The organism is Parabacteroides acidifaciens, from assembly GCF_003363715.1.
Taxonomy (GTDB): domain Bacteria; phylum Bacteroidota; class Bacteroidia; order Bacteroidales; family Tannerellaceae; genus Parabacteroides; species Parabacteroides acidifaciens.
The window spans coordinates 1-25,467 of sequence record NZ_QREV01000019.1 but is presented as its reverse complement, the minus strand read 5'-3'; the positions used below and the strand labels follow the sequence as shown (position 1 = coordinate 25,467).

18 protein-coding genes and 1 rRNA gene are annotated in these 25,467 nt (G+C 47.1%); 3 read left to right on the top strand and 16 right to left on the bottom strand.

The window, feature by feature from the left end:
• Positions 1-2 precede the first annotated feature (2 nt).
• The 5 genes from DWU89_RS09790 to DWU89_RS09770 are packed head-to-tail and all read right to left on the bottom strand — an operon-like array spanning position 3 to position 5,177.
• The gene (locus tag DWU89_RS09790; RefSeq protein ID WP_115499466.1) at positions 3-644 is read right to left on the bottom strand and encodes an acetyltransferase; all 642 of its coding nucleotides are present in this window, start codon (positions 642-644) and stop codon (positions 3-5) included.
• A complete protein-coding gene (locus tag DWU89_RS09785; protein ID WP_115499465.1) occupies positions 641-1,780 on the bottom strand; it encodes a LegC family aminotransferase in 1,140 nt (379 codons plus the stop codon). The genes DWU89_RS09790 and DWU89_RS09785 overlap by 4 nt, the downstream gene beginning before the upstream one ends.
• On the bottom strand, positions 1,773-2,750 hold the full coding sequence (locus DWU89_RS09780) for an NAD-dependent 4,6-dehydratase LegB (protein WP_115499464.1): 978 nt from the start codon (positions 2,748-2,750) through the stop codon (positions 1,773-1,775). The genes DWU89_RS09785 and DWU89_RS09780 overlap by 8 nt, the downstream gene beginning before the upstream one ends.
• A 3-nt stretch (positions 2,751-2,753) precedes the next feature.
• The gene (locus tag DWU89_RS09775; protein ID WP_115499463.1) at positions 2,754-4,355 is read right to left on the bottom strand and encodes a GumC family protein; all 1,602 of its coding nucleotides are present in this window, start codon (positions 4,353-4,355) and stop codon (positions 2,754-2,756) included.
• Positions 4,356-4,361: 6 nt separating this feature from the next.
• Positions 4,362-5,177, bottom strand: a complete 816-nt coding sequence (locus DWU89_RS09770) for a polysaccharide biosynthesis/export family protein (protein WP_115499462.1) — start codon at positions 5,175-5,177, stop codon at positions 4,362-4,364.
• A gap of 190 nt (positions 5,178-5,367) precedes the next feature.
• Between DWU89_RS09770 and DWU89_RS09765 the strand changes: the two genes are divergently transcribed.
• A complete protein-coding gene (locus DWU89_RS09765; RefSeq protein ID WP_115499461.1) occupies positions 5,368-6,207 on the top strand; it encodes a CvfB family protein in 840 nt (279 codons plus the stop codon).
• Positions 6,208-6,326: 119 nt separating this feature from the next.
• Here the strand turns inward: DWU89_RS09765 and DWU89_RS09760 are convergent, their stop codons facing one another.
• Both DWU89_RS09760 and lepA read right to left on the bottom strand, forming a co-directional pair.
• Positions 6,327-6,527: a hypothetical protein gene (locus DWU89_RS09760; protein WP_115499460.1), complete on the bottom strand. Its 201-nt coding sequence runs from the start codon at positions 6,525-6,527 to the stop codon at positions 6,327-6,329.
• A gap of 257 nt (positions 6,528-6,784) precedes the next feature.
• Positions 6,785-8,572: a translation elongation factor 4 gene (lepA, locus tag DWU89_RS09755; protein WP_115499459.1), complete on the bottom strand. Its 1,788-nt coding sequence runs from the start codon at positions 8,570-8,572 to the stop codon at positions 6,785-6,787.
• Positions 8,573-8,657: 85 nt separating this feature from the next.
• Here lepA and DWU89_RS09750 point away from each other — a divergent pair, with 85 nt between their 5' ends.
• Positions 8,658-10,832, top strand: coding sequence for a tetratricopeptide repeat protein (locus tag DWU89_RS09750; RefSeq protein WP_115499458.1), 2,175 nt, complete (start codon positions 8,658-8,660; stop codon positions 10,830-10,832).
• On the opposite strand, the gene DWU89_RS20775 is transcribed toward DWU89_RS09750, so the two are convergent.
• The 3 genes from DWU89_RS20775 to DWU89_RS09735 all read right to left on the bottom strand — a co-directional run bounded on the left by DWU89_RS20775 (position 10,833) and on the right by DWU89_RS09735 (position 15,014).
• A complete protein-coding gene (locus tag DWU89_RS20775) occupies positions 10,833-11,009 on the bottom strand; it encodes a hypothetical protein (protein ID WP_167451654.1) in 177 nt (58 codons plus the stop codon). It abuts the gene before it with no gap.
• A gap of 212 nt (positions 11,010-11,221) precedes the next feature.
• Complete coding sequence (locus DWU89_RS09740) at positions 11,222-12,091, bottom strand: carbohydrate kinase family protein (protein ID WP_392391926.1); 870 nt, start codon at positions 12,089-12,091, stop codon at positions 11,222-11,224.
• A gap of 187 nt (positions 12,092-12,278) precedes the next feature.
• Entirely contained in the window at positions 12,279-15,014 is a 2,736-nt protein-coding gene (locus tag DWU89_RS09735) for a hybrid sensor histidine kinase/response regulator transcription factor (RefSeq protein ID WP_115499455.1), read from the bottom strand.
• 97 nt (positions 15,015-15,111) lie between these two features.
• Between DWU89_RS09735 and DWU89_RS09730 the strand changes: the two genes are divergently transcribed.
• Positions 15,112-15,591 (top strand): WbuC family cupin fold metalloprotein, encoded by a 480-nt coding sequence (locus DWU89_RS09730; protein WP_115499454.1) that lies wholly within the window; start codon positions 15,112-15,114, stop codon positions 15,589-15,591.
• On the opposite strand, the gene DWU89_RS09725 is transcribed toward DWU89_RS09730, so the two are convergent.
• The 6 genes from DWU89_RS09725 to rrf all read right to left on the bottom strand — a co-directional run bounded on the left by DWU89_RS09725 (position 15,572) and on the right by rrf (position 25,327).
• A complete protein-coding gene (locus DWU89_RS09725; protein WP_115499453.1) occupies positions 15,572-16,390 on the bottom strand; it encodes a peptidylprolyl isomerase in 819 nt (272 codons plus the stop codon). The genes DWU89_RS09730 and DWU89_RS09725 overlap by 20 nt on opposite strands.
• Before the next feature lie 17 nt (positions 16,391-16,407).
• Positions 16,408-18,240 (bottom strand): peptidase U32 family protein, encoded by a 1,833-nt coding sequence (locus tag DWU89_RS09720; protein WP_115499452.1) that lies wholly within the window; start codon positions 18,238-18,240, stop codon positions 16,408-16,410.
• Positions 18,237-19,169 (bottom strand): homoserine O-acetyltransferase MetA, encoded by a 933-nt coding sequence (gene metA / locus DWU89_RS09715; protein ID WP_115499451.1) that lies wholly within the window; start codon positions 19,167-19,169, stop codon positions 18,237-18,239. The genes DWU89_RS09720 and metA overlap by 4 nt, the downstream gene beginning before the upstream one ends.
• 102 nt (positions 19,170-19,271) lie before the next feature.
• Positions 19,272-23,753: a multidrug efflux RND transporter permease subunit gene (locus DWU89_RS09710; RefSeq protein WP_115499450.1), complete on the bottom strand. Its 4,482-nt coding sequence runs from the start codon at positions 23,751-23,753 to the stop codon at positions 19,272-19,274.
• Positions 23,750-24,919 carry an efflux RND transporter periplasmic adaptor subunit gene (locus DWU89_RS09705; protein ID WP_115499449.1) on the bottom strand — a complete coding sequence of 390 codons (1,170 nt, stop codon included), beginning with the start codon at positions 24,917-24,919 and terminating at the stop codon, positions 23,750-23,752. The genes DWU89_RS09710 and DWU89_RS09705 overlap by 4 nt, the downstream gene beginning before the upstream one ends.
• A gap of 297 nt (positions 24,920-25,216) precedes the next feature.
• Positions 25,217-25,327 (bottom strand): 5S ribosomal RNA (gene rrf, locus DWU89_RS09700).
• Between the last annotated feature and the right edge of the window lie 140 nt (positions 25,328-25,467).

Below are 25,467 nucleotides of genomic sequence, written 5' to 3'. Positions count from 1 at the left end.
TCTTACAATTTTATCTTTAATAAAGCCGGATTACCGGAATAAACGCCTTTTTTCACTATATTTTTACGCACAACACTACCGGCGGCAATCACACAAGATTCCATAATACCGACACCGTTCACCATCACAGACTGACTTCCTAAAAAGACACCCTGGCCAACCGTACAATTGCCATTCACCATGGCTCCGGTCGAAATATGGCAGAAATCTCCAATAACAGCATCATGCTCAATATTGGCAAATGTATTAATTATGCAACCTTTCCCGACATGGGCGTCTGCATTAACCATTGCATGGTGTAATACCACACTCCCTTCGCCAATGGACGCATGACGGGAAACACGGGCTGTAGAAGCCACAACCGTAGCCAAACGACCACCAACCGATTGAATGCGCTCATGCAGTCTGATTCGCAGACTTGCATCCTTTATATGCCCTACCGTCACCAGGAACAGGGCCTTGTCTACATATTCAGCCAAATTGTCGTCTGTTCCGACAACCGGATATCCCAAAACAGTAGTACCGACAAATTCCGGCATATCAAGTATGCCGAGTATCGTATAACCGGCACTTTCGGCTGCTTCTATCACCGACTTACAATGTCCGCCGCCACCGACCAATACTATATTACCGGGATCACTCATAACCGAACGCTGCTTGGAATATTTACAACACGTTCTTCAAACCAGTAAGTATTTGTCAGATCGTCCGTCTGGCAACCTGCAAACATCGGTTGTTTATTCATCAATCCCCAAACCGGCCGTGTCATAACTCCATGATCATTTGTATAGGTCAGAAATTCATCACGCACCGACTTATCCGGCAATAAAACCGCATTTAACCAATAATTGGAACGGCAATCTTCCGGTTCGGGAAAAAACTCAATCGGCATATCCTTGAAAAACAGCTTATATTTTTCAGCAGTCTCACGTTTATTAGCGACAAAACGATCCAGATTTTCCATCTGCGCGCAACCTAAAGCCGCATTGATATTAGGCATACGATAATTATAACCTATATGGTCATGCATAAATTCCCAACGATGGGGCACCTTTGCCTGCGTCGTCAAGTGTTTTGCATAAGCGCCCAATTCGGCATCCCGGAACAACAACATACCACCTCCACCGGTCGTAATCGTTTTATTGCCGTTAAAGCTTAAAGCACTGATTTTTGCAAAAGTACCTGTATGCCTGCCCTTATACAAACTGCCTACACTTTCAGCGGCATCTTCTATTAACTCGATATGATATTGCTCACATATTTGTACAAGTTCCGCCAATCTGACAGGATGCCCGAACGTGTGCATCGGGACACAAGCTTTTATTCTCCGCCCTGTCTCTTTATTATAACAAACCCCGTCTTTTATTTCTGCAGACGTTGAAAGCCATTTCCTCAAACTATCGGGAGATAAGCCCATCGTTTCCCGGTCTACATCAATAAAAACAGGATGAGCACCTATATAACTGATTGCATTTGCGGTAGCAATAAATGTCAAAGCCTGGGATATAACCTCATCTTCACGCTCTACCCCCGCCAATAACAAAGCCATATGAAGAGCGTTCGTTCCGTTTACACAGACAACCGCCTTGGCCGCCCCTGTATATTCAGCTACCATCTCCTCAAACCGATCCACAAACTTACCGACACTCGAGACAAATGTCGTATCGATGCACTCATTCAGATATTTCTTTTCATTGCCGATAAAACAAGGGGCATGAAGAGGAATGAAGTCATCCGAATGATATAGTCCATGTATAAAATCAACTACAGGCTTATACATTGTATATATCAGCTTTATATTTTCTCAAATTATCTTTATCTAAAAACCAGTTTATTGTCTCTTTCAGGCCTTCTTCCAAAGGATAAGAAGGCTCATATCCCGTTAAAGATTTTATCTTCGCATTATCTCCCCATAAACGGAAAACTTCTGAGTTTTTAGGACGGATACGGGCCTGATCCTCTATGAACTTAACGTCCGAATTCATCAGACGGGCTATTAAATTCAAAGTATCACGCATCGAAATTTCATTGTTGCTGCAGATATTGACCTCTTGTCCTATTGCGGCGTCACATTTAGACAATTCGATAAACCCTTTACAAGTATCCTTCACGAAATTAAAATCGCGGGTCGGAGTCAAATCTCCCAGCTTTATTTCTTTCTTTCCATTCGCAATTTGCGTTATAATGGTCGGGATAATAGCCCGGGCCGATTGGCGGGGACCGTATGTATTGAACGGTCTGACTAACACAACCGGCAAAGCGAAAGCATTATAGAAACTCATCGCAATCGCATCCGCTCCGATCTTCGTTGCAGAATAAGGAGACTGCGGTTGCTTGGGATGGCTTTCGTCAATCGGGACATAACGGGCTGTACCATACACTTCCGAAGTAGAGGTTACGAGTACTCTTTTCACTCCGTTTTCTTTTGCAGCCTGGCAAATGTTCAAAGTTCCTTTTATATTCGTGTCCACATAGCTATCCGGCGCAACATAAGAATAGGGAATTGCAATCAATGCCGCCAAATGGAAAATAATCTCGACATCCTGGGTTATATGCTTGCAGAAATGCGGATCACGCACATCGCCTGTCACCACCTCCAAATCAGGATGTTTGACATCATTCAACCATCCCCAATCATTAAAAGAATTGTAATATGAAAGCGCTTTGACTTTATAACCCTGTTCCAATAACATCTCAGTCAAATGGGAACCGATAAAACCATCAGCACCTGTAACCAATACTTTTTGCATATCTTACTTCGTTTCTTTATATTCCTTCTTTAATGCCACAAATTGCTCTTTTCCAAACAGGAATGCAACAGGAACAACCATTGTAAAAATGATCATGCCGATAAGAGCATATAATTTTCTGGGGGCAATCGATTTCTTCTTGACATATGCGGCCTCAACAATACGCGCCCGGTCCTTACTCTCTCCAATAGAGAGCATAAAATCTTCCCGCTTCTGCAAAAGGATCAGATAAAGAGCCTGGTATATTTCCTGTTGACGGCGAAAGTCGACATATTCCCTCTCCAATGTCGGAACGACTCCCATCTTATCCATGATGATTTTCTCTTTTCCTTTCAAATCATCCAGAGTCAGGTTCAAACTTTTTTTAGCATTATCGATAGACAGGAAAACGCTTTCACGTAATTGATCCACCTGCTTATTCATTTGTCCTATCAGAGGATTATCACCTTTCGTACTTTGCATGAGTCTTAAACGCTCCAACAATGCTTCATTATAAGATGAAACAGATTTAGAAGAATTCTCACCCTCACCGGAAGCCAACAGAATAGGGACCAGATTATATTTATTCTGAGGATCTTTCACATAAGCATCCAACAAATCCACCAAACGGGTTTGAGCCTCCAACTCTATGATCTTCATTTGCAGCTCTTTCATCTGATCAGCATAGAACTGAACGTCATATTCAATATCCGTCATCTTATTCTTGAGTTTGTAACGTTCAATGTTTACTTCAATATCCGTCAGATCGGCAACAACAGCATTTAAACGTTCATCCAGAAACCGGACACTTTTCCCACCTTCCGCTTTTTTAATGGAGTCTTCTTGCGAATTATAAACATCCACTAATGTCCGTAGCAGATCCAGCCCTCTCTTCTTTTCGTAATCGGTACATGAAATCTCCACCACATTCGCATTCTTCGCAAATTCATCAAACAGCAATGACTCGGACAAATCCTGTGCAACCCATATAGACGGGGAAATTTCAAGTTTCAAAGATAAAGGCTTTATCTCGTCTTCCCGAAACGATAAAAGGAAAGAACCTTCTTCCATCTTTATTTCGGCCGGTAAAGAGTTAAATTCAAAATGTTTCTTGCCGTCCTCATTCTTGGCTACGACTTTAACCTTTCCTGTCTTATCTATATCGACATTAAATGTTATGGGAGATTCCAGATTCTTCTGTGTCAATGAATCAGCAGACAATAATAAAGGAGTATCTTCATACATTTTATATTTATAGGCATTAGGCTTATAGTAAGCGACATTCAGACCTAACTTCAAAACAACATCCTGCAAAGTAGTCGTAGACATCAGCTTTGCCATTTCGTCATCCATATTAAAGCTACCGCCGCTAATGCCACCTAAGCCGAATGTCTTCATCAATCCCGAAGCATCACCGATATTCAACCCCGAACTTGAAGTACCCTTATCTTCCAACAACAAAATCTTTGTCATCATCTCATAGGTACGGGGAACCAAAATCAAATATAATAAAGCTGGAATTAACGAAATAATACCTGCCACTACAAAACATCGCCAATGACGGAAATAATAAATGATAATCTTTTTCAGATTAATTGTCTCATTATCTTGCTGAATAGATTCCATATATAATTACTTTCTTTTTAAATTAACAATTGTAATGACCATACTCGTTATAATTGAAACTGAGCTTATCACAGAAGTCAGCAACGACATCGTAAAAGAACGGTCCGCACTGGTCCGTGAACGCTGTTTATTCTTTATCGGTTCAGCGTAAACAATATCATTCTGTTGCAAATAAAAATAAGGAGAGGCAAATATGGCAGGATCAGTTAAATCCAAGCGATGGCTTTCTTTTATACCATTATTGTCACGAATCACCAAAATATTTTTCCGGTTGGCGGTCAATTGCAAATCACCTCCCAATCCTATAGCTTCCAATATTGATATTCTGTCATTCTTTATCGTATATGCACCCGGACGCGACACATCTCCCATCAGTGTAATCTTAAAGTTAAGCAACTGCACATTTACCAACGGGTTCTCCACATATTTGGAAATCATTTCTTCCATCTTATTTGCCAATTCCTGCCTCGTCAGACCTGCGGCATGTATCTTGCCCAAAACCGGGAAATTTATATTTCCATCCTGGTCTACCAAATATGTATATAAGTTTTGAGATGCGATGATTGGTTGTTCCCCTTGCGGAGTGGCCGAATATGCATATACCGGAGGATTAAAGGGTGTAACTGCTGCAGGATCCCATGCTGTCACATTAATCGATAAAAGATCATCATTCGTTATTTTAGTCGTGTACGATTGACTCATTTTTGCCAATTGCTCAGGTGTCAAATCATCTATACCCTGAAAATAAATCACATCTTTTGGCGCCGAACACGCACACATCAATCCACAAAAAAGGGCAAACAAATAATATTTCAATCTCATGCTATTAATTAGTATTTCTAAATTAGAACTGCAAAGATACAATTTTCTAAAGAACCTTCTACTTAAAAACTCCTTATAAAAACTGTTACTTCTATAACGATGCAAATTTTGATATATTGCTGCTTAGAGAGTAAAAAATATAGGATATTAAGCCATTTTCCCGTACTTTTGCCCCAAAAGAAATTGAAAGATGATAGAAATCGGAAAATATAATACGCTTAAGATTGTAAAGGACTTGGATTTCGGGGTTTACCTGGACGGTGGGAACGATTTGGAAATCCTTTTGCCGGCTCGTTATGTACCTAAGAATGTGAAGCCGGGAGATGAGGTCGAAGTTTTTATTTACCATGATAATGAAGGAAGACTGATTGCTACAACGGCTAAGCCGCTTGCGCAAGTGGGAGAATTTCAGTTCATGGAGGTCAAGTCTGTCAATAATACCGGCGCATTTCTGGAGTGGGGATTGATGAAAGACCTGCTGGTTCCTTTTAAAGAACAAAAAATGCCGATGCGCGAAGGGAAATGGTATTTGGTTTATGTACACCTGGACCATGTGACCGGACGCATCGTCGCTTCCGCAAGAATCGACAAATACCTGGATAACGTCATACCTGACTACACTCCGAACCAGGAAGTAGACCTGTTGGTGGCGGAAGAGACAGAAATAGGATATAAAGTCATCATCAATAATACACATTGGGGACTGGTTTACCACAGTGAAGTTTTCCAACGGCTTGAAAAAGGAGAACACCTCAAAGGGTATATCAAAGAAGTACGGGAAGACGAAAAGATAGATGTCAGTCTGACTCCATTAGGATATCAGAAAGTGGACGGCATTGCCAAAACAATCCTGGAATCACTGAAAGCGCAAGGCGGATATATTGCCGTACATGATAAAAGCGAGCCGGAACTTATTTACTCTTTATTCCGTTGCAGCAAGAAAGCATTCAAACAGGCTATCGGGGCCCTTTACAAACAAAAATTAATTCTTCTTGAACCGGAAGGAATCCGGTTAACAAACAAAGGCTAACCCCATAGCGTCTTAAACACATATCTAACGGGTACTTATTGTAAAAAACATCTTGAAAACCTCTCGCAGGACATCCATGAAGTTCCTTACCGAAGCTTGCGCCCGATGTAAAAAACAGGTCAGTTTCCAGTCTGTTTTTGCGAGGTGCGCAGAAAATTTCCCTGAAGTCTCGGTTCATCGCTCTGAAGTTTATCTTCGTTACCCATGAAGTCTGACTTCAGAGCAACGAAGTTCCGGGTCAGCACGATGAAGTCCGACTTCATGGAAATGAGGTGCCGACTCTTTCCGAAATCACCTTCTGCTCCTTTCCATATTTCCATATCCTTCCCTTTGTTGTTTCAAATATTCGATTCTCCGGGAGTTAAGCTTTATCAGAATGCGGGGAAGGCTCTGTTCCGGTTTGACAAATGTCATGTTTTTGGGACGGACTGCGCAGGCCACCGGATTGTTTGTCACGAAAAGCGCAATTCCGGTAGCGAAAAGTCAAATTAAAATCGTACATTTTTTGAGGTGAAATAGAAAAACAGGGGGTTATTGTAAAAAAAGGGATGAATCCAAGATTCATCCCTTTCTATTTTTAATCCAATTTCAATACAGCGAGGAATGCTTTCTGCGGGACCTCGACCGTACCGATTTGCTTCATTCGTTTCTTTCCTTCTTTCTGTTTTTCCAGCAACTTTCGCTTACGGGAAATATCACCTCCATAACATTTGGCCGTCACATCTTTCCGGACCGCCTTGATGGTTTCGCGGGCGATAATCTTAGCACCGATAGCGGCCTGGATAGCAATATCGAACTGCTGTCGTGGAATCAGTTCTTTCAGTTTTTCACACATACGGCGGCCGAACGTAACGCTGTTGTCCACATGGGTTAACGTGGAAAGTGCATCCACCGGTTCGCCGTTCAGCAGGATATCAAGCTTGACCAGCTTACTGGGACGGAAGTCATGGATATGATAATCAAACGATGCATATCCTTTGGAAATACTCTTCAGCTTATCATAAAAATCGATTACAATCTCACCCAACGGCATATCGTAATGGATCTCCACACGGTCACCGGAAATATATTCCTGCTTGAGCAATATACCGCGTTTACCCAGACAAAGTGTCATGATAGGACCGATAAAAGTGGTATTGGTAATGACAGACGCGCGGATATACGGTTCGTCGATATGATCGATCAGCGTAGGATCGGGCAAACCGCTCGGATTATGCACTTCCGTACAAACGCCCTTCTTATCGTAAACCTTATAAGACACATTCGGTACAGTCGTGATCACATCCATATTGAACTCACGATCCAGACGCTCCTGTACAATCTCCATATGCAACAATCCTAAGAAACCGCAACGGAAACCAAAGCCCAATGCTGCTGAACTTTCCGGCTGGAAAGTCAACGAGGCATCGTTCAACTGGAGCTTCTCCAAAGAAGCGCGCAAGTTCTCGAAATCTTCACTATCGATCGGATAGACTCCGGCAAACACCATCGGCTTCACTTCCTCAAATCCGGAAATCGCTTCTTTGGCAGGACGGGCGACATGGGTAATCGTATCTCCCACACGCACTTCACGGGAAGTCTTGATACCGGATATGATATATCCCACATCCCCTGTGCGAATCTCATCGCGGGGAGACATTGTCAACTTCAATACACCCACCTCATCGGCGTCATACTCTTTACCGGTTGCAATAAACTTGACATGGTCCCCTTTCCGGATCACACCGTTCACAACCTTGAAATAAGCGATAATACCACGGAACGAATTAAAGACAGAGTCGAAAATCAAACACTGCAAAGGCGCTTCCGGATCCCCTTTAGGCGCCGGAACTTTTTCTACGATCGTATTCAATATGTCATAAACACCCTCTCCTGTCTTACCGCTGGCCCGGAGAACATCTTCGCGCGGGCAACCTAAGAGTTCGACAATCTGGTCTTCCACCTCATCCGGCATAGCGCTCGGCAGGTCTATCTTATTCATTACCGGAATGATCTCCAGATCATTTTCAATTGCCATATACAAATTGGAAATGGTCTGTGCCTGAATGCCCTGAGCAGCATCGACAATCAGCAAAGCGCCTTCGCAGGCTGCAATCGAACGGGAAACTTCATACGAAAAGTCGACATGCCCCGGAGTATCGATCAGATTCAGGATATATTCTTCTCCTTTATAGTTATACTTCATCTGGATGGCATGACTCTTGATCGTAATGCCTCGTTCACGCTCCAGGTCCATATCATCCAGCACCTGAGCTTGCAAGTCTTTGCCTTCTACTGTCTTGGTGTACTCAAGCAAACGGTCGGCCAAAGTACTTTTACCATGGTCAATATGAGCAATAATACAGAAATTGCGGATATTCTTCATCTGCTAAATTTATTTAGGTGCGCAAAGATAGGAAATTTAGCCTAAATTGTTATACTTTTGGCATACCATTTGTTGTTAATAATATATGACACTACAAGAAATAAACAAAGCATATAACCGCATAGTCGGTTCATTGGACAGTAAGGAATTGAAGAATGCTTTCGATTCCCTACAGGCTCTTATTGCGGGAAGCCGGGAATATTCTTTTCAGGATAAGCTCAACGAATTGCAGGATACTTACAAATATATGTTACGTTACCGGATCGAAGGCGCGAAAGACCCGATGCAGGAACAGATATACAACAATCTGCAGGCTTCCACTTACGAATTGGCGGACTCGGTCAGACAAAAAGCGCTCGCCATCGAATCTCCCCTGAGCTATTACAGCCGGCGCAGGAACATCTCCGTGCAGCCTCCGTTTACTTACGAACAGATTCACAACCAGTTGATCCTGGAATATGAGGCCGGAAAGCACCGGGAATGTGATGCATTCAACATCAGTATATTCAGTAAAATATGGGTGTCGGGCTTTCTCAAACAGGAAGAGGCAAACGAGATCCGCGATATGCTTCTGGACGAGGCGTTGCCATTCATTACCGGCTGCCAAATCGTTTCCGCTTTATTTTTAGGATTACAGGAAGTATTTGACAAGGAAAAAGCGCTTTTGCTGTTTGACGCAGCCAGTCATCCGAACGAGGAAATCAAGGTCCGGGCTTTAATATCAATCCTGATAACGTTATATACATACAGGAAACGTACGGCTTTATATCCGCAAATAGCCAACCGCCTGGCTGCCTTAGCCGAGGTTCCGGGCTTTACCAAAGCGCTCCGGACTATCACTTTGCGCTTCATCCTGGCTCGTGAAACGGAAAAGATCACCCGTAAACTCCAGGATGAGATCATTCCGGAAATGATGAAGCTAAGCCCGAAGATCAGTAACAAGATCAACCTGAAGGACCTAACCCCTGAACAGCTTGGAGAAGAAATGAACCCGGAATGGGAAAGCTTTTTCGCTGACAGCAATTTGGGCAAAAAGATGGAAGAATTCGGGGAACTCCAGCAGGAAGGAGCCGATGTGATGCATTCGACCTTTATCCATTTGAAGAATTACCCGTTTTTCCATGAATTAAGTAACTGGTTGCTTCCTTTTACGATCGAACATTCCTCTTTCGATAATCAATTCAACCAGGACAACGAAGCGGAAAAGCAGATGCTGGATTCGATGACCTTAGCGGCATTCATGTGTAACTCGGATAAGTATTCGCTTTATTTCAGCATGATGCAGTTGCCGAAAGAGGCACGGAAGATGATGATGCACCAGTTTGACAGCCAGGCATCGGAAATGATCCAACAGAACAAGGAGGAACTGATCAGCAAGCGGGGCAAACAGGATACGATAATCAGTCAATACATACAGGACCTCTATCGTTTCTTCAAGCTCTATCCGGGACATCTGGATTTTACGGACATCTTTACGCTGCCGCTCGACTTCCATAACCTGGAAATCCTGCGTCCTTACATATCGGATAAAGAAAGTCTTACGACGATTGCCGAATACTATCTGCGCAAGAACTATTTCTGCGACGCGCTGACTATATTCAACCAATTGGCTGAAATCGATCCGAACAGCGACATTCTGTTCCAGAAGATCGGCTATTGCAAGCAAATGGAAGGAGACCTGAACGGGGCATTGGACGCTTATCTGCATGCCGACCTGCTGAATTCGGAAAGCAAATGGGTGATCCGCCGGATCGCCGGCTGCTACCGTTCGCTTAAGCAACCGGAGGAAGCGTTGAAGTATTACCGCCGGTATGAAGCACTGAATCCGGACAATTTGTCGGTTCAAATCAGTATCGGCCACTGCCACCTCGAACTGAAAGACTATAATGAAGCATTAAAATGTTTCTTCAAGGTTGACTATTTAGACAGCAAAAGCCATAAAGCCTGGAGACCGATCGCATGGTGCTCCTTCCTTACGGGCAAATACGACCAGGCACGAAACTACTACAAAAAGATATTGGACAACCAGCCGAATGCACAAGACTTTCTGAATGCCGGACATACAGAATGGGCATTGCAGAATATTAAAGGTGCACTTGCCCATTACCAGCAAGCCGTACAGATAGAGAACATCAACTTCAGCAAGTTCCAGGAACAATTCGGCCAGGACATTCCCGATCTGTTGATTGCCGGCATCGAAGAGACAGAAGTGGCCCTGATGCTGGACCAGTTAAGATACAAGATAGAGGGTGCTTTATAATCACCCTCTGCTTCCTAAACTACTCGTATCCGGATTCAGTTCCTTTACTGCATCCTTTACTTCTTTATCACTTATCGGATCAGTAACAGCGATTTGTTGTACGGGATATTGTTCTTTTTCCCGGTCTAATGCTTTCGATTCGGCATTTTCCGTAATCTTGGTAAGATCTTCGTTCATTTTCATTCATTTTTTATGTTTCTATAGCTATTCAACAACAGAAATGGCCCGGAAGTTCCGAGCCATTCAATCAACCAAAACAAAAAAACCTAAAAACCTAAACATCAACCATCTTTTTCTTCTTGTTATACTACGAGTTAAGGCATCCAATTAACCAAACAATCTTTTTACCTAAAAACTTAATCTACCAAATTATATATTTTCCCAATTAATTACTTTTCATAAGCCGGCCATGCTCCTTCTTTCGTGCAAACATAAGCGGCAGTCTTGACTGCAAACTCATGTGCTTCTTTCAATGAAGCCCCTTTCAGCAGCGAGATGATCAGCGCTCCCGAAAAAGCATCACCTGCTCCGACCGTATCGGCCACCTGAACTTCCGGCGTTTGCAAAGTAGATTCTTCCTTTACGGTATAGATCGTACTATACGAAGCTCCGGCTGTCAACACCAACATACGGAGGTTGTAACGCTCGATGAACCACTTCGCCACTTCCTTGTCTGTACCTTCCAAACGAAACATATCCCTAAGGACAGCCAGCTCTGCATCATTAATCTTAAACACATTCGCCAGATAGAGCGATTCTTCTATCAACTCCTTCGTATAATAATGCTGGCGCAAATTAATATCGAAACAGCGGTAAGCCTCATCCGGTGCAAAAGAAAGGATCGCCTGTATCGTCTCTCTCGACTGTGCCGAGCGTTGTCCTAATGTACCGAAGCAAATGGCGTCTGCCCGTTCAGCCAAGTCGATCGCATTCGATGTCGGTGAAAGGTGATCCCAGGCTACACGTTCATTAATCACATAGTCGGGAATCCCGTTCTGCAAAGTAACCTGTACGGTTCCGGTCGGATAAGGGACCTTCTCGATCAGATACTGAATAGAATTATTATCCAGTTCTTTCAAGATTTCATGCCCCAATTCATCGTCACCCACTGCACTGATAGCATATCCTTCCGCACCTAAACGTGAAGCATGGTAAACGAAATTAATAGGAGCACCGCCTGCTTTCTTCCCCGTAGGAAGCATATCCCAAAGGAGCTCTCCTATACCTACTACGACCGGTTTCTTGTTGTTGCTTTGCATCTGTTTCATTATAGATTAATTGACAAGGATAATCTCGTTGTTCACGATGCAAATGTAGGGACAGATTACGGATACAACGATAACAGATGCTACAAGATTGATAACGCTCGTTACATAAAGCTTTTGTTTTCAAGTATCTTATACGGATGTTACATGAATGTAACGAGCGTTATCGAATGAGGAAGTATCATTCCTTTTCCAGGTATTCCGTCGGTGTAATATTATACACCGCCTTAAAACATTTCGAGAAATAGGCGGGCGAACCGAAGCCGGTCGCATAGGCTACCTCATTCACATTTCCGGCTTTCCGGCGAAGCATGGCAGCCGCTTTCTTCAATCTGTAGTTACGGAGAAAATCGGTTGGCGTCACTCCGGCAAGCTCTTTCACTTTCCGGTAGAGATGGACGCGCGACAGCCCTAACTTCTCGCTGCCCTTCTCTATGCTGAAATCCGGATCGGCATATGATTCCTCGATCAGTTTCAGGAAACGGCTCATAAAGAGGTCGTCCATGCTTTCCGCCTTTTCCCCTTTCACGGATACAGCCGGCGAAGAGGCATCATGTGCATATACCTCACGTAAGCGGGCACGCTCTTCGAGCAGTTTGATAATACGCAGTTTGACGACTTCTATATTAAACGGCTTCCGGATATAATCGTCCGCACCTCCCGCAATACCGTACATCTGCTGTTTGTCGTCGGAAAGGGCAGTCAACAAAATAACCGGGATATGGCTCAGGACAATATCCGACTTGATCCTGCGGCAAAGATCGAAGCCGTTCATCTCCGGCATCATCACATCGCTGACGACCAGCGATACTTCTTCATTCATCAGGATTCCCAATGCTTTCACACCGTTATCGGCTACCAACACATGGAAGTTCTGTTTCAGCTCTGCCACCAGATAGCTTTGAATGTCGGGATCGTCTTCCACGATCAGAAGCGTGTAATCGTAGATGCGCCGCAACGTTTCCTGCACTTCGTCCGTATTCAGATTAGCAACACCACTGGAAAGCTCTGTCACGGAAGGATCGAACGTACAGTACTCATCATCGAAATGGGATTTTCCCTTCGGCAGGCTGACTGTAAAGACCGTACTCACAAGCGGCGTACTCGCAACACGGATCGTCCCTTTATGCATGTGGACAAACTCACGCGTCAGATGCAGGCCGATCCCCGTCCCGGTCACATAATTCTGGTCGCCCGTAAAGAAACGGTCGAATACGGAAGCCAGGTTTTCGGGCGGAATCCCTTTCCCGTTATCCTCGACGGAAAGCTCCACCCGGTCGCCTTTATCGGCAAGGCGGATCGTGATTGCCCCGCCATCCAGCGTAAACTTGAAAGCATTGGACAGCAGGTTTGCGAGAATCTTTTCCATCTTGTCCCGATCCACCCAAAGCATGACAGAAGGGCAGTCGTATTCGAAGGTAAACCGCACCTGCTTGCCGGCCGCCATCGTATCGAAGCAAGACTTCACCTCGGCAACAAAAGCGACCATATCGACCTCGCAAACACGCATATTCATCTTGTTGCTTTCCACCTTCCGGAAGTCGAGCAACTGGTCCACCACCCTCTTCAGACGTTCGGCGTTTTTCCGGATAATGCGGAGGTCATCTGCCAGCGGAGAACCTTCGGGCGCCTCTTTCGACAGTTTGCCGAGCGGTCCTAATATCAGCGTCAGCGGCGTTTTAATCTCATGCGTTATATTCGTGAAGAACTGTAGTTTCTGCGTTGTGGACTTTTCGATGTAGCGATTCGCCTCGGCCAGCTCTTCCTTTTGCTGCTCGACCTGCAGGTTCGTACGTTTCAGTTCCCGGTTCTTCCGGCGTACTGACCTGTAAACATGAATGACATAAAGAGCTAACAAAAGCAGCAAGCCCATCAATAAAAGAATGATCCCGACGGAATTCTGCAAGAACGTATATTTGGAGAGCATCTTTTCCAGGTTATCCCGTTGCTGCTCGATCTGGTGCTGGTAGTCCACCACCTGCTCCGATTGTATGAACAACGTCCCGGCATTCTCTTTGTCGATTAAAGCGGAAGATAATATATATTCGCGGGCAACTTCCTGGCCATTCAGGATTTGCATGGCAATACGGATAGCCAGGCTTCCGCCTGTCGGATAAAGGATAGAAGCCGCCAATTCGCCGTGAGCGACAGCTTCCAAGCCGGAACCCCGTCCCGACATGGCGTCTATCCCCATAAAGCGAATCCGTTTCATCAGTTCCGGATCCCTGTCGCCTACAGCCTTACGGGCAGACAAGGCCATCACATCGTTGTGGGCAAACACGACATCCACCTCTTCCAAAGAATCCAACTCTGCAATTTTCTGTTCTACGACTTCCGGCCTCCACTTTCCGTATATCTCCCTCACCTTGATACGAGGGTCCAGAACATCATGAAATCCCCGATGCCGGTCTTTTGCCGGCGAAGAGCCTTTCAAGCCCAATATTTCCAAGACAGTCGGGCACTGATCTCTCACCAGCCGGTTCACGAAGAAACCAGCCAGGCGTCCGATCTCATAATTATTACCACCGATATAAGTCGTATATTCATCCGAATCGATCTTCCGGTCTACCAGAATAGTCGGAATGCCGGCGCGATAGGCCTCTATGGCGGCAGGAGTTATAGGTTCAGATTCGTTCGCTGAAATTATCAGCAGGTCCACTTTCCGTTTGACCAGGCTGCGGATCTGCTCCACCTGCAACAAACTACTGTCCGCAGCATCCTCGACCAACAGGGAAAGGTTCGGATATTCGGAAGCCTGCACCTTCATATCCAGCAACATAGACCTGCGCCACGAACCTTCAAGCGTACACTGCGAGACGCCGATAACGTATTTCTTCTCCTTCGGCTCTGTCCTGCAGGAAAAGCAGAATGCCAGAAGCAAGAGCAACAAAACGTAATAAGTAAGAGCTTGTCTCATTGTTTTTTGTTTACAGGTTTGTGCAAATGTACGTAGAAATGGCATACCAGCCAATAATTATTTCGTACATTAGCAGTCCGACAAATCAATTATTCACATGATACTCATAAACGAAGCTTTACTGAACGAGACGACCGAGCGGGCGAAACAATCGCCCCGCCTGCGTATGAACCATAATTTCCATGAGCGCCTGGACGACCCTGTCAACCGGATGCTTAATGCACTGGAACCGGATACGTACATAAGGCCGCACCGCCACCTCGACCCCGATAAGGACGAGATATTCCTTTTGCTTCGCGGCCGGGTAGCCGTATTCCTTTTCGAGAACGATGGAAATATCAGCGGAATGCAGATACTCGACCCCAAAGAAGGAATATATGGCGCGGAAATAAAGGCCGGAACCTGGCACAGCCTCCTGGTCCTGGAATCCGGTTCTGTTATCTATGAGATCAAGGAAGGTCCTTTCGTCCCGCTCGCTGCGGATCATTTTGCACCCTGGAGCCCGGCTCCGGAAGAGACGGAAGCGGTAAGGGCATATATGGAGATATTGACAAAGGCTATTTCTGGAACACTTTAGTCGATCTTATCATCACGTCTTTCAGGGGGCGGTCGTTCTTATCCGTTTTGACAAGCGACATTTTCTCGACAATATCGAAGCCGTCCACCACTTCGCCGAAGATCGTAACCGAACCGTCCAAGTGCGGAACACCTCCGACTGTCTTGTATATCTCGCGCCGATCGGCAGGGATAGTGTAATAACCCAGCACATCGAGGGTATCTTCCAGCAGGACAAGTGCACGGTTCTCCAACTCCGCCTTCATCGAGTCGGCAGCCAGCACGGGCTCTTGTTTCTTCAATCTGTCCTGAAAAGTATAAAATAGCCAGTTGCGGCGTATCTCGTTGATGCGGGCTTCTTTCTGCGCCAGCTCTTCATCCGTCAGCTTCTTCCCCTGCACGAAGCAGAACTGTGTTCCGGCGGAAGCGCGCTCAATGTTCACATCGTCGGTCTCCTTGGCATCAATCAGGGCGCCGCGTTTGTTGAAATGGTTCGGCAATATCTCGGCCGGAACCGTATAGCCGCCGTCACCGTCGCCATAAAGGACACCCGGCTCATGCGCCTTGCTCTCCGGATCGCCGCCTTGCACGACAAAGTCCTTGATGATACGATGGAACAGCATCCCTTTGTACTCGCCGGACTGGCAAAGTTTGATGAAGTTATCACGGTGAAGGGGCGTATCGTCATACAGCAGGACAGTCACATCGCCCATAGAAGTACTAACCGTCACGTAAACCGGCTTATTCGGGTCCAGCGGCTTTTCCGCACACGATACCAAGGCTAACAAAGCCACACAAAGTAAAAGCAGTTGTGTTTTCATAACATATATCTTTTGATTCATACTTCCTGAAACACCTGCATCTGACAGCGTTTACAGTCAAAGTGCAGCCTGAGACGCGTCTCTTTATAAAGAAGATAATAGGGCTCGCGGTAAGGAGAGCTCTTCTTCTGATAAGTAGGACACCAACCCATGCTGTAGCGCAGGCAGTGTTTGGTGAACATCAACGGGACATCCTTCCGAGGGGCCAGTTCAAAGGCAGCCTCCACCTGTTCCACGCCATGATCCTGGTAGAAAGAGCGGGCTTTCCCGTTGGCGACATTCCCTAAATAGCTCAACTGCCGCTCCGGGAAAGGTACGACCTCCGCCGGCTGCACACGACGGACAAGCTCACGCGGATAACGCACACGGCGGGCTTCCAACAGCTTCTCCACTCCTGCCCGGCGCATATCAGCCAACAGGGAAGAAGGGACAAACCAGTTTTCGGACATACTCACCGTCACTTCAGATGCCTCGAAAGGCGTATTCCCGAGCTTAGAAAGCTGCGTACGGATATTGTCTTGCTGGTCACGGCGTGCCAATTCTTTCTCAAACGGTTGGGTCAGCATGATGCGGGCACCTGTCTCATCCTCCATGCAGAGCGTAAAGCCGAAAGGATTGTCTAAGAACTCGATCCGCACGGACAACCGCCGTTCGGCGGAAGGCTTGGCAAGCTCTTTCTCGAAAACCTGGTCAAAATTGCGGTAAAGCGGGGTCTTAGGCAGCAACGCGGGCATCTCCAACGGGAAAACCCGGTTTGCCTCTACCCTGTTCACACGGAATCCTTCCAATTCGCCGCGCCGGTTGAAGAAGACAAGTCCGTCTCCGTTGTTCAACTGTTTCAGTCCGGCGACAGTGAACGAATTTCCTTTTATCTCCTTGACCGTTCCGACAGGTTCACCCAATGACTTAGGCGTATCGAAAGCGGTGATATCGGCTGTTCGCCCCTCTAAAAGGAAAGGAGTGAAACCGCGATTAAAGCTCTTTTCGGCTACCGGCTCGAAAGTATAGGTGCTCCGCCCGGCGGAAGCCCGGCTATATTCCGGACGGTGTGCCAGGACAGCGTCTAATTTCTTGCGGTAATAAGCCGTAATATTCTTGACGTAGGCGACATCTTTCAGCCGCCCTTCTATCTTCAGCGAAGAGACGCCGGCATCCAGCAGGGCTTCCAACTGGTCGGCGCGATTCATATCTTTCAGTGAAAGAAGGTGTTTATTGCTGACAATCTCTGTCCCGGCGGCATCCACCATTGTATAAGGAAGGCGGCAGTACTGGGCACATTCTCCCCGATTGGCACTTCGCCCGCTCAGGGCGGCACTCAAATAACATTGTCCGCTATAGCTGACACACAGGGCGCCATGCACGAATACCTCTAACGGGACAGTCACCGCTTCCGAAATCCGGCATATCTCGTTCAGCGAGAGTTCGCGTGCCAGCACCACTTGCGTGAAGCCGGCCGACTCGAGAAACTTCACCTTCTCCGGCGTGCGGTTATCGGTCTGCGTACTGGCATGAAGCGGGATAGGCGGCAGATTCAGTCCGGTAATCCCCATATCCTGAACGATCAGGGCATCGGTTCCGGCACGCCAGAGATCCCAGATCATCTGTTCGGCCTCCTGCAACTCTTCCTCTTTCAGGATCGTGTTAAGCGTAACGTAAATACGGGCACCATAGAGATGTGCGTACTCGCAAAGCTCGCGTATATCCTCGAGCGAGTTGCCGGCAGCCGCCCGGGCGCCGAACTTCGGGGCACCGATATAGACGGCGTCGGCTCCATGATTGATTGCCTCGATACCGCATTGCAGATCCTTGGCGGGAGAAAGGAGTTCTATTCTTCGGGGAGATTGTTTCATAAATCTTTTAATCGTTCGATATCCTCAATCCGGAACGGGGTTTCCTGGTAGACGTAATAGTTCAGCCAGTTGGTGAACAGCAGATTGGCATGCCCGCGCCAACGCACCACCGGGCCGAGGGCCGGATTATTGTTACGGTAATAGTTACGGGGAACGGAGATCGGCAATCCCTTGTTCACATCACGCATATACTCGTCGTTCAACGTATAAGGCGAATACTCGGAGTGCCCGGTAATGAAGAACTCGCGTCCTCCGCGCGCCATCGCCATATAGACGCCCGATTCTTCACTCTCGGAAAGCAGCGTCAGTTCAGGCACTTTGCGGATGTCTTCGCGGCGTATCTCCGTATGCCGGCTGTGCGGTACAAAGAACTCATCGTCGAAACCCCGGAAGATCGGCACATACGGTTCACGCAGGGTATGACGGAACACGCCGAACATCTTAGCCGGCAAGTCGTACTTAGGCACGCCATAGAAATGGTACAACCCCGCCTGCGCTGCCCAACAGATATATAAAGTAGAAGTCACATGCGTACGCGCCCAGTCGAATATCTCGGTCACCTCGTCCCAATAGCTCACTTCCTCGAAAGGCATCTGTTCCACCGGCGCTCCCGTAATGATCATGCCATCGTAGAAATCGTTCTTCATCTCGTCGAAGTCCTTGTAAAACTCCTGCATATGCTCGATCGGCGTATTCTTGGGCGTATGCCCTTTTATCTTCATAAAGTCGAGTTCCACCTGCAACGGTGTATTACTCAACAGGCGGACAAGGTCCGTTTCCGTCGTAATCTTCAACGGCATCAGGTTCAGCACGACAACCCTCAGCGGGCGGATGTCCTGTTCGGATGCACGCAAAGAGTCCATCACAAAGATGTGCTCCTTCTTCAACAGCTCAACGGCTGGTAAATTCTTCTGTAGGTTTAAAGGCATATCCGATTCTTGTTTGTTAGTTGAGGACAAAGATACGAATAATATTTAAAAAGGGCAGACCTATACAGGCCCGCCCTTTTATCACCTTAAATAGATAGTTCGTTAGTTATTATATCCGCCTCCTAACGCCTTATACAAATACACCGCCGACAGCAGTTCATCGAGCATGGCCCGGTTAAGGCTAATCTGGGCGTCGAGTTGCCCACGCTGGGCGTCGAGAACGTCCATGTAGCTGGTGACACCGTTGATATATTGCAGTTGCGCCAACTCTACATAAGTATTGGCGGAGGTAAGGAGTCTCTCGTAAGACTGGCGCACCTCTTTGGCGGTCCGGATCGTGACGATTGCGTTGTTGACTTCCTTAAAGGCGCCGAGGACGCTCTTCTGGTAGGCATACACTTCCTGTTCGTAACGGGCGCGGGCGGCTTTCAACTTCGCTTTGTTCTTTCCCATTGCAAAAAGAGGCTGCAAAAGGTCGCCGGCAAGAAACCAGGCAGGGCTCTTGATGAAGTTCCCCAGTTCCTCGCTCTCGAAACCCAAGTTTCCGGTAAGACTGATCTTCGGAAAAAGATCGGTCTGGGCAACGCCGACCTTTGCGTTTGCTTCGCGCAAGCGTTGTTCGGCCCCCCGCATATCCGGACGGCGTTCCAACAGGGCGGAAGGCAATCCGACGGGCAGGGTTCCCGGCAAGTGTTGTTCCCGCAACGGCAATCCGCGGGGGATATCCCCTGCATACTGTCCGAGCAGGAAGGAAAGGTCGCTCTCCTTGATCTTGATCTTGCCTTCAAGGGAAGGAACCAACGTTTCGGTACGCGCCAACTCCACCTGTGCCTGGCTATAAGAGGTCTCGGAGGTCAAACCGCCCTCAAAACGCAGTTTCGCCAAACGAAGACCTTCGCGGCGAGCGGCAAGGGTATGGCGGACGATGTCCAACTCCTGGTCGAGCGCGCAGAGTTGATAGTAAGCGGCAGCCACCTCGGCAACCAAAGTCATCTGCAGGGCACGACGCGCCTCGACAGACTGCATATAGGCGGCGATCCCTGCCTCATTCGCCCAACGGAGGTTTCCCCAGAGATCCAGTTCCCACGACAGTGTCAATTTGGCACCGAACTCGGGATCGGGCTTCGGATTGTCTCCACCGTAATTCAGGCGTTCCTTTTGTCCGTATATGCGGGCACCGATCTCAGGAAACTGGTCGGCGAAGGTGATGCGTTTGGCGGCAATCATCTCTTTGATCTTAGCGGCTGCAATCTTCATATCTTTATTGTTTTCAAGAGCAACGGTGATAAGATGCTGCAAAGTGCTGTCGGCATAGAGGCTCTGCCAGGGAATATCGTCGATGGAGGCAGTGTCAGCTCCTGCCACAATCTCAGCAGGTAAGTCCAGCTCCGGACGAACGTACTTCTTCCCGATCTTGCAGGACGAGAAGGCCAGCAAGAAGACAACGAACAAAACCGGAAGGGTCTTGGTTCGACGAAGGATACGTTCCATTCTCACCTTACCTTTCATCTTATAAACAAGAACGAAAAAGAAGGGAACCAAAACAATCCCGATTGTAATGGCAACAAGCATTCCGAAGAATACACCTGTTCCAATGCTATGACGGGAAGCGGAACCGGGACCACTCGCAAGCACCATCGGAAGCATACCGAGGACAAAGGCAAGCGAAGTCATCAGGATCGGACGGAAACGCATCCGGGCTGCATGCAGGGCCGCTTTGACGACATCCACACCGCTATCGACCTGTACCTTGGCAAACTCGACGATCAGGATTGCATTCTTTGCTGCCAGACCGATCAGCGTCACTAAGCCGATCTGGAAATACACATCATTGTGGAGCCCCGTCACCCATATTCCCAAGTAAGCACCCAAGGTCGCTACCGGCAAAGAGAGCAAGACGGCAACCGGCACAATCCAACTTTCATACAGCGCGGCAAGAAAGAGGAAGACGAAAAGGAAAACCAATGCCAATACGAATCCCGTCTGACCTCCGGCTTTCTTCTCCTGATAAGAGAGTCCACTCCATTCCAGGCCGATGTTCTCTGGCAGGTGATCACGGGCAATCTGTTGCATGGCGGCCATCGCTTCACCGGAGCTGTATCCGGGAGCGGCTACAGCACTGATGGCGGCAGTGGTGAACATATTGAAACGCTTGATCGTACCCGGTCCTGTTGTGTAGCTGGTCGTTCCGAGAGCGGTCAGCGGCACCATCGAACCGTTCTGCGCACGGACAAAAAAGAGGCCCAGATTCTCACGCGTAGCCCGGTAAGGGGCTTCGGCCTGGATATAGACCTTGTATATACGGTTGAACATATTGAAGTCGTTCACATAGACGGAACCTAAATAGGCCTTCATGGTCGAGAAGATATCCGTCAGGGGGATGCCGAGGAACTTGGCACGATCGCGGTCTACATTGAAGTAGAGTTGCGGGATCTCCGACTGTAAAGCGGAGGAGACACCGGTCAGTTCGGGCGCTTTCGAGGCATAGAGCATAAATGTGTCTGTCGCCGCCACGAGGTTCTCCCAACTGGCATCACCGCGTGCTTCGAGCTGCATTTCGAGACCGCCGCTCTCGCCCAACCCCGGGATAACGGGAGGACGGTTCAAATAGGCAAGTATCTCGGGATAATAAAGAAACTCCTTGCGGCATTGCTTCATGACGTCTTCTACTCCCATGCCGGAGGATTTACGCTCTTCCCAAGGTTTCAGAATAACCGTCAGAGTAGAACGGCTTTGTGACGTACCGACACGGGTACTGCTTCCGGTCACATTCTGCACATAGGCTACGGCAGGCAGGTTTTCGAGGAAAGCGATAGCGCGGTCCGTCACTTTACGGGTACGTTCCAACGTAGCACCTTCGGGCATGACCAGTTCGACGGTGAAGAAGCCCTGGTCTTCTTCCGGAATAAAGCTGGTCGGGATCACCCTGTTCAGGACAAATATAAAGACAATCACCATGCCGAAGCCGGCGAGGATACGCTTTGGATTGGTAATAGCCTTTTCCAGTAAATGGCCGTACTTATTGTTTCCCTTACCCAAGCAAATGTTGATCTTACGAAAGACAATATTCTTTTTCTTCTTGCTCGGCCGCAAGATAATAGCACACATAGCCGGGCTTAACGTCAATGCCACGACTGTCGACAGCAAAACAGAGACCACGATAGTGACTGAAAACTGACGGTACAAAGCTCCGGTGATCCCACTAAGGAAGCTAACGGGAACAAAGACAGCTGCCAACACCATAGAAGTTGCGATCAAGGCACCCGACAGTTCGCGCATGGCCTTATGTGTCGCCTCCCGTGCGGTCAGGTGTTCTTCATTCATCAGGCGTTCCACATTCTCGACGACAACGATCGCATCGTCAACCACTATACCGATTGCCAGGATCAAACCTAACAGTGTCAGCATATTGAGCGAGAAGCCCATTATCAGCATGAAACCGAATGTCCCGATCAGAGAGATCGGGACGGCTATCGTAGGAATCAATGCGGCGCGCCAGTTCTGCAGGGACAGGAAGACAACCAGGACAACAAGAAACAACGCTTCGAACAAAGTCTTATAGACCTCATGTATAGATTGGGAAATATATTCGGTTGCATCGAAGGGAAACTTGTACTCCAGCCCTTCCGGGAAATTCTGGCTGATTTCCTTCATGGCGTCCTTGATATTCTTTGCCACATCCAGGGCATTCGCTCCCGGCAGCATATAAATACCGAGGATAGCCGCATTCTTTCCATTCAGTCCGCTCTCAGTCGAATAGGAAGAAGCCTCCAACGACACACGTGCCACATCACGGATGCGGACGATCGAACCGTCGGGATTGGCACGCACAACAATATCCTCAAACTCCTTGACCGTAGAGAGACGCCCCCGGGCTGTAACCGGCAATGTTATATCGACATCCAAGACGGGCTGTTTACCAAGCTCGCCAGCTGCGGATTCACTGTTTTGTTCTTTCAAAGCATTCTGCAGATCCTTCACTGTCAGGCCCATATTGGCGAGCCTGTCCGGATACACCCAAATCTGCATGCCATAGTAGCGGCTACCGATATTCGAGACGCGACCTACACCGGGAATACGGCGAAGGACATCCAATACGTTGATAGTAGCAAAATTACTCAAGTATATTTCATCGAAACGGGGATCGTCAGATAGCAAGCTAAGTGTCATTAACTGGCTGGCGGATTGTTTCTCTACCGTAATACCGTTCTGAACAACGTCGACCGGCAAACGGGATTCGGCCAGCTTCACACGGTTCTGGATTTCCACTGCCGAAAGGTCAGGGTTGGCATTCACATCAAAGGTTACAGTAATAGTCAAACCTCCGGAATTGGAGCTGCTACTCTGCATATAAATCATTCCCGGCGTACCGTTCAACTCTTGTTCGATAGGAGTGGCAACTGCTTGCGAGACGGTCATGGCACTTGCTCCCGGATAAGTCGCACTAATCTTCACTACCGGCGGTGTGATCTGCGGATACTGATCCACCGGCAACATCACCAATCCGATTATCCCGACAATAACGATCACCAATGAAAGTACTGTCGAGAAAACGGGGCGGTCTATAAAGAATCCCGGTTTCATTCTCCTTCCTCCTCTGCTCTTAATGCTTCAATAGCTTTATCGTCACCGGCCTGTATCGGTTGTACCAACATTCCGGGGACTAACTTATGATAGCCTTCGATTACGACTTTCTCATTCTCTCCCAAACCACGTTCTATAACAATATTATTACCGATTTCCGGCCCTGTCTGTACAAAGCGTTTCTCAGCAACGTTATCCCGGCGGACCACATAGATAAAAGCTCCTCCCTTTTCGATAGAAATCGCTTTACGGGGTACAACAATAGCACGTTCGCGTACATCCAACAATAATTTGACCTTGGTAAACTGACCGGGAAGGAGCTTCCGGTTCGGATTAGGAAGTTCGGCACGAACACCGAAGGTTCCGGTTTGCGGATCGACGATCGGATCGGCAAAATCGACAATACCTTTCACCGGATATTCGGAATCATCCGCTAAGGTAACAGTTACGGTCGGCTGCCAGGAACGGGTAGAATCCTGCTCACCGAACTTGACGTTACGACGTTCGGCACGCAGATAGTCTAAAGCTGTCATCTTGAAGTCGACCAACACTGTATCACTTTTCACAACAGCCGCCAACTTAGAGTTAACACCGGGTCCAACCAAAGCACCCACATCGACAAAACGCTCACTTATATATCCGGCCAACGGAGATGTGACCGTCGTATAACTCAATTCAAGTTGCGCCTGGTCCAGATCCGCCTTGCTCATTGCGATATTGGCTTCTGCATCTCCTAAAGAAGCCAATGCGTTATCCAGATCCAACTGGCTGGCAGCATGCTGTTCATACAAGGGTTGTAAACGCTCCACATCACGTTTAGCTTTCGCCGCCTGCGCTTCGTTTTTCTTTAGCTGAGCTTTGGCCTTTTCCACCTTAGCTTTATAAAGAGCCGAATTAATAATAAAAAGAGGCTCATTCTGTGTCACTTCTTTCCCCTCCACAAACAACATCTTTTCCAGATAACCTTCTACACGGGCATGTACCTCCACAAAACGAGCAGCACGGATGCGCCCCACGTATTCACCAAAAATCTGTACATCTTCCTTCGCCGGTTTATCCACTATGACAAGTGGTTTAAAAGGCTCATCCTTATGCCGACATCCCGTTGTTAATACCATTAAGGCCAGTAAAGACACAGCCCCTTTAACCAATCTTTCTCCTACCATCTTCTAATATCTATAATTCACTATTCAACTTACTATACGTCTATCTCTAAAATAAGAATGAAATAATCGTACCATTGTTGCGATTAAGGCGTTAAAAAACATTACATAGCTAATTATTAACACAATAACATTACAATAAAAGAGTCCGTTACCAGCACAACAAAACTCAATTGTAGAATTATTCTACAATATCCACAAAAGAAGATTCAAAATCATACTTGCTAACTTCTATAAACAGAAAAAGGAACCAATCTTTCGACTGATTCCTTCATTCTTTTCAGCATATGCTTACTTTTAAAACGGCGGCTATCTACTCTCCCACTTTTACGCAGTACCATCGACGTGGTTGGGCTTAACTTCTCTGTTCGGAATGGGAAGAGGTGGATCCCCAACGCTATAACCACCTTAATACCTTATATTAAGATTTTTGACTGGACAACTCCATTTTGGAGTCTCGTAACTTTTATTTCTGAGCTTATTGATGACTCTCATCATCAATCCTTCAGACGTATCAATCCTTTCCTTTGCGATAAGAAAGTCTCGGGCTA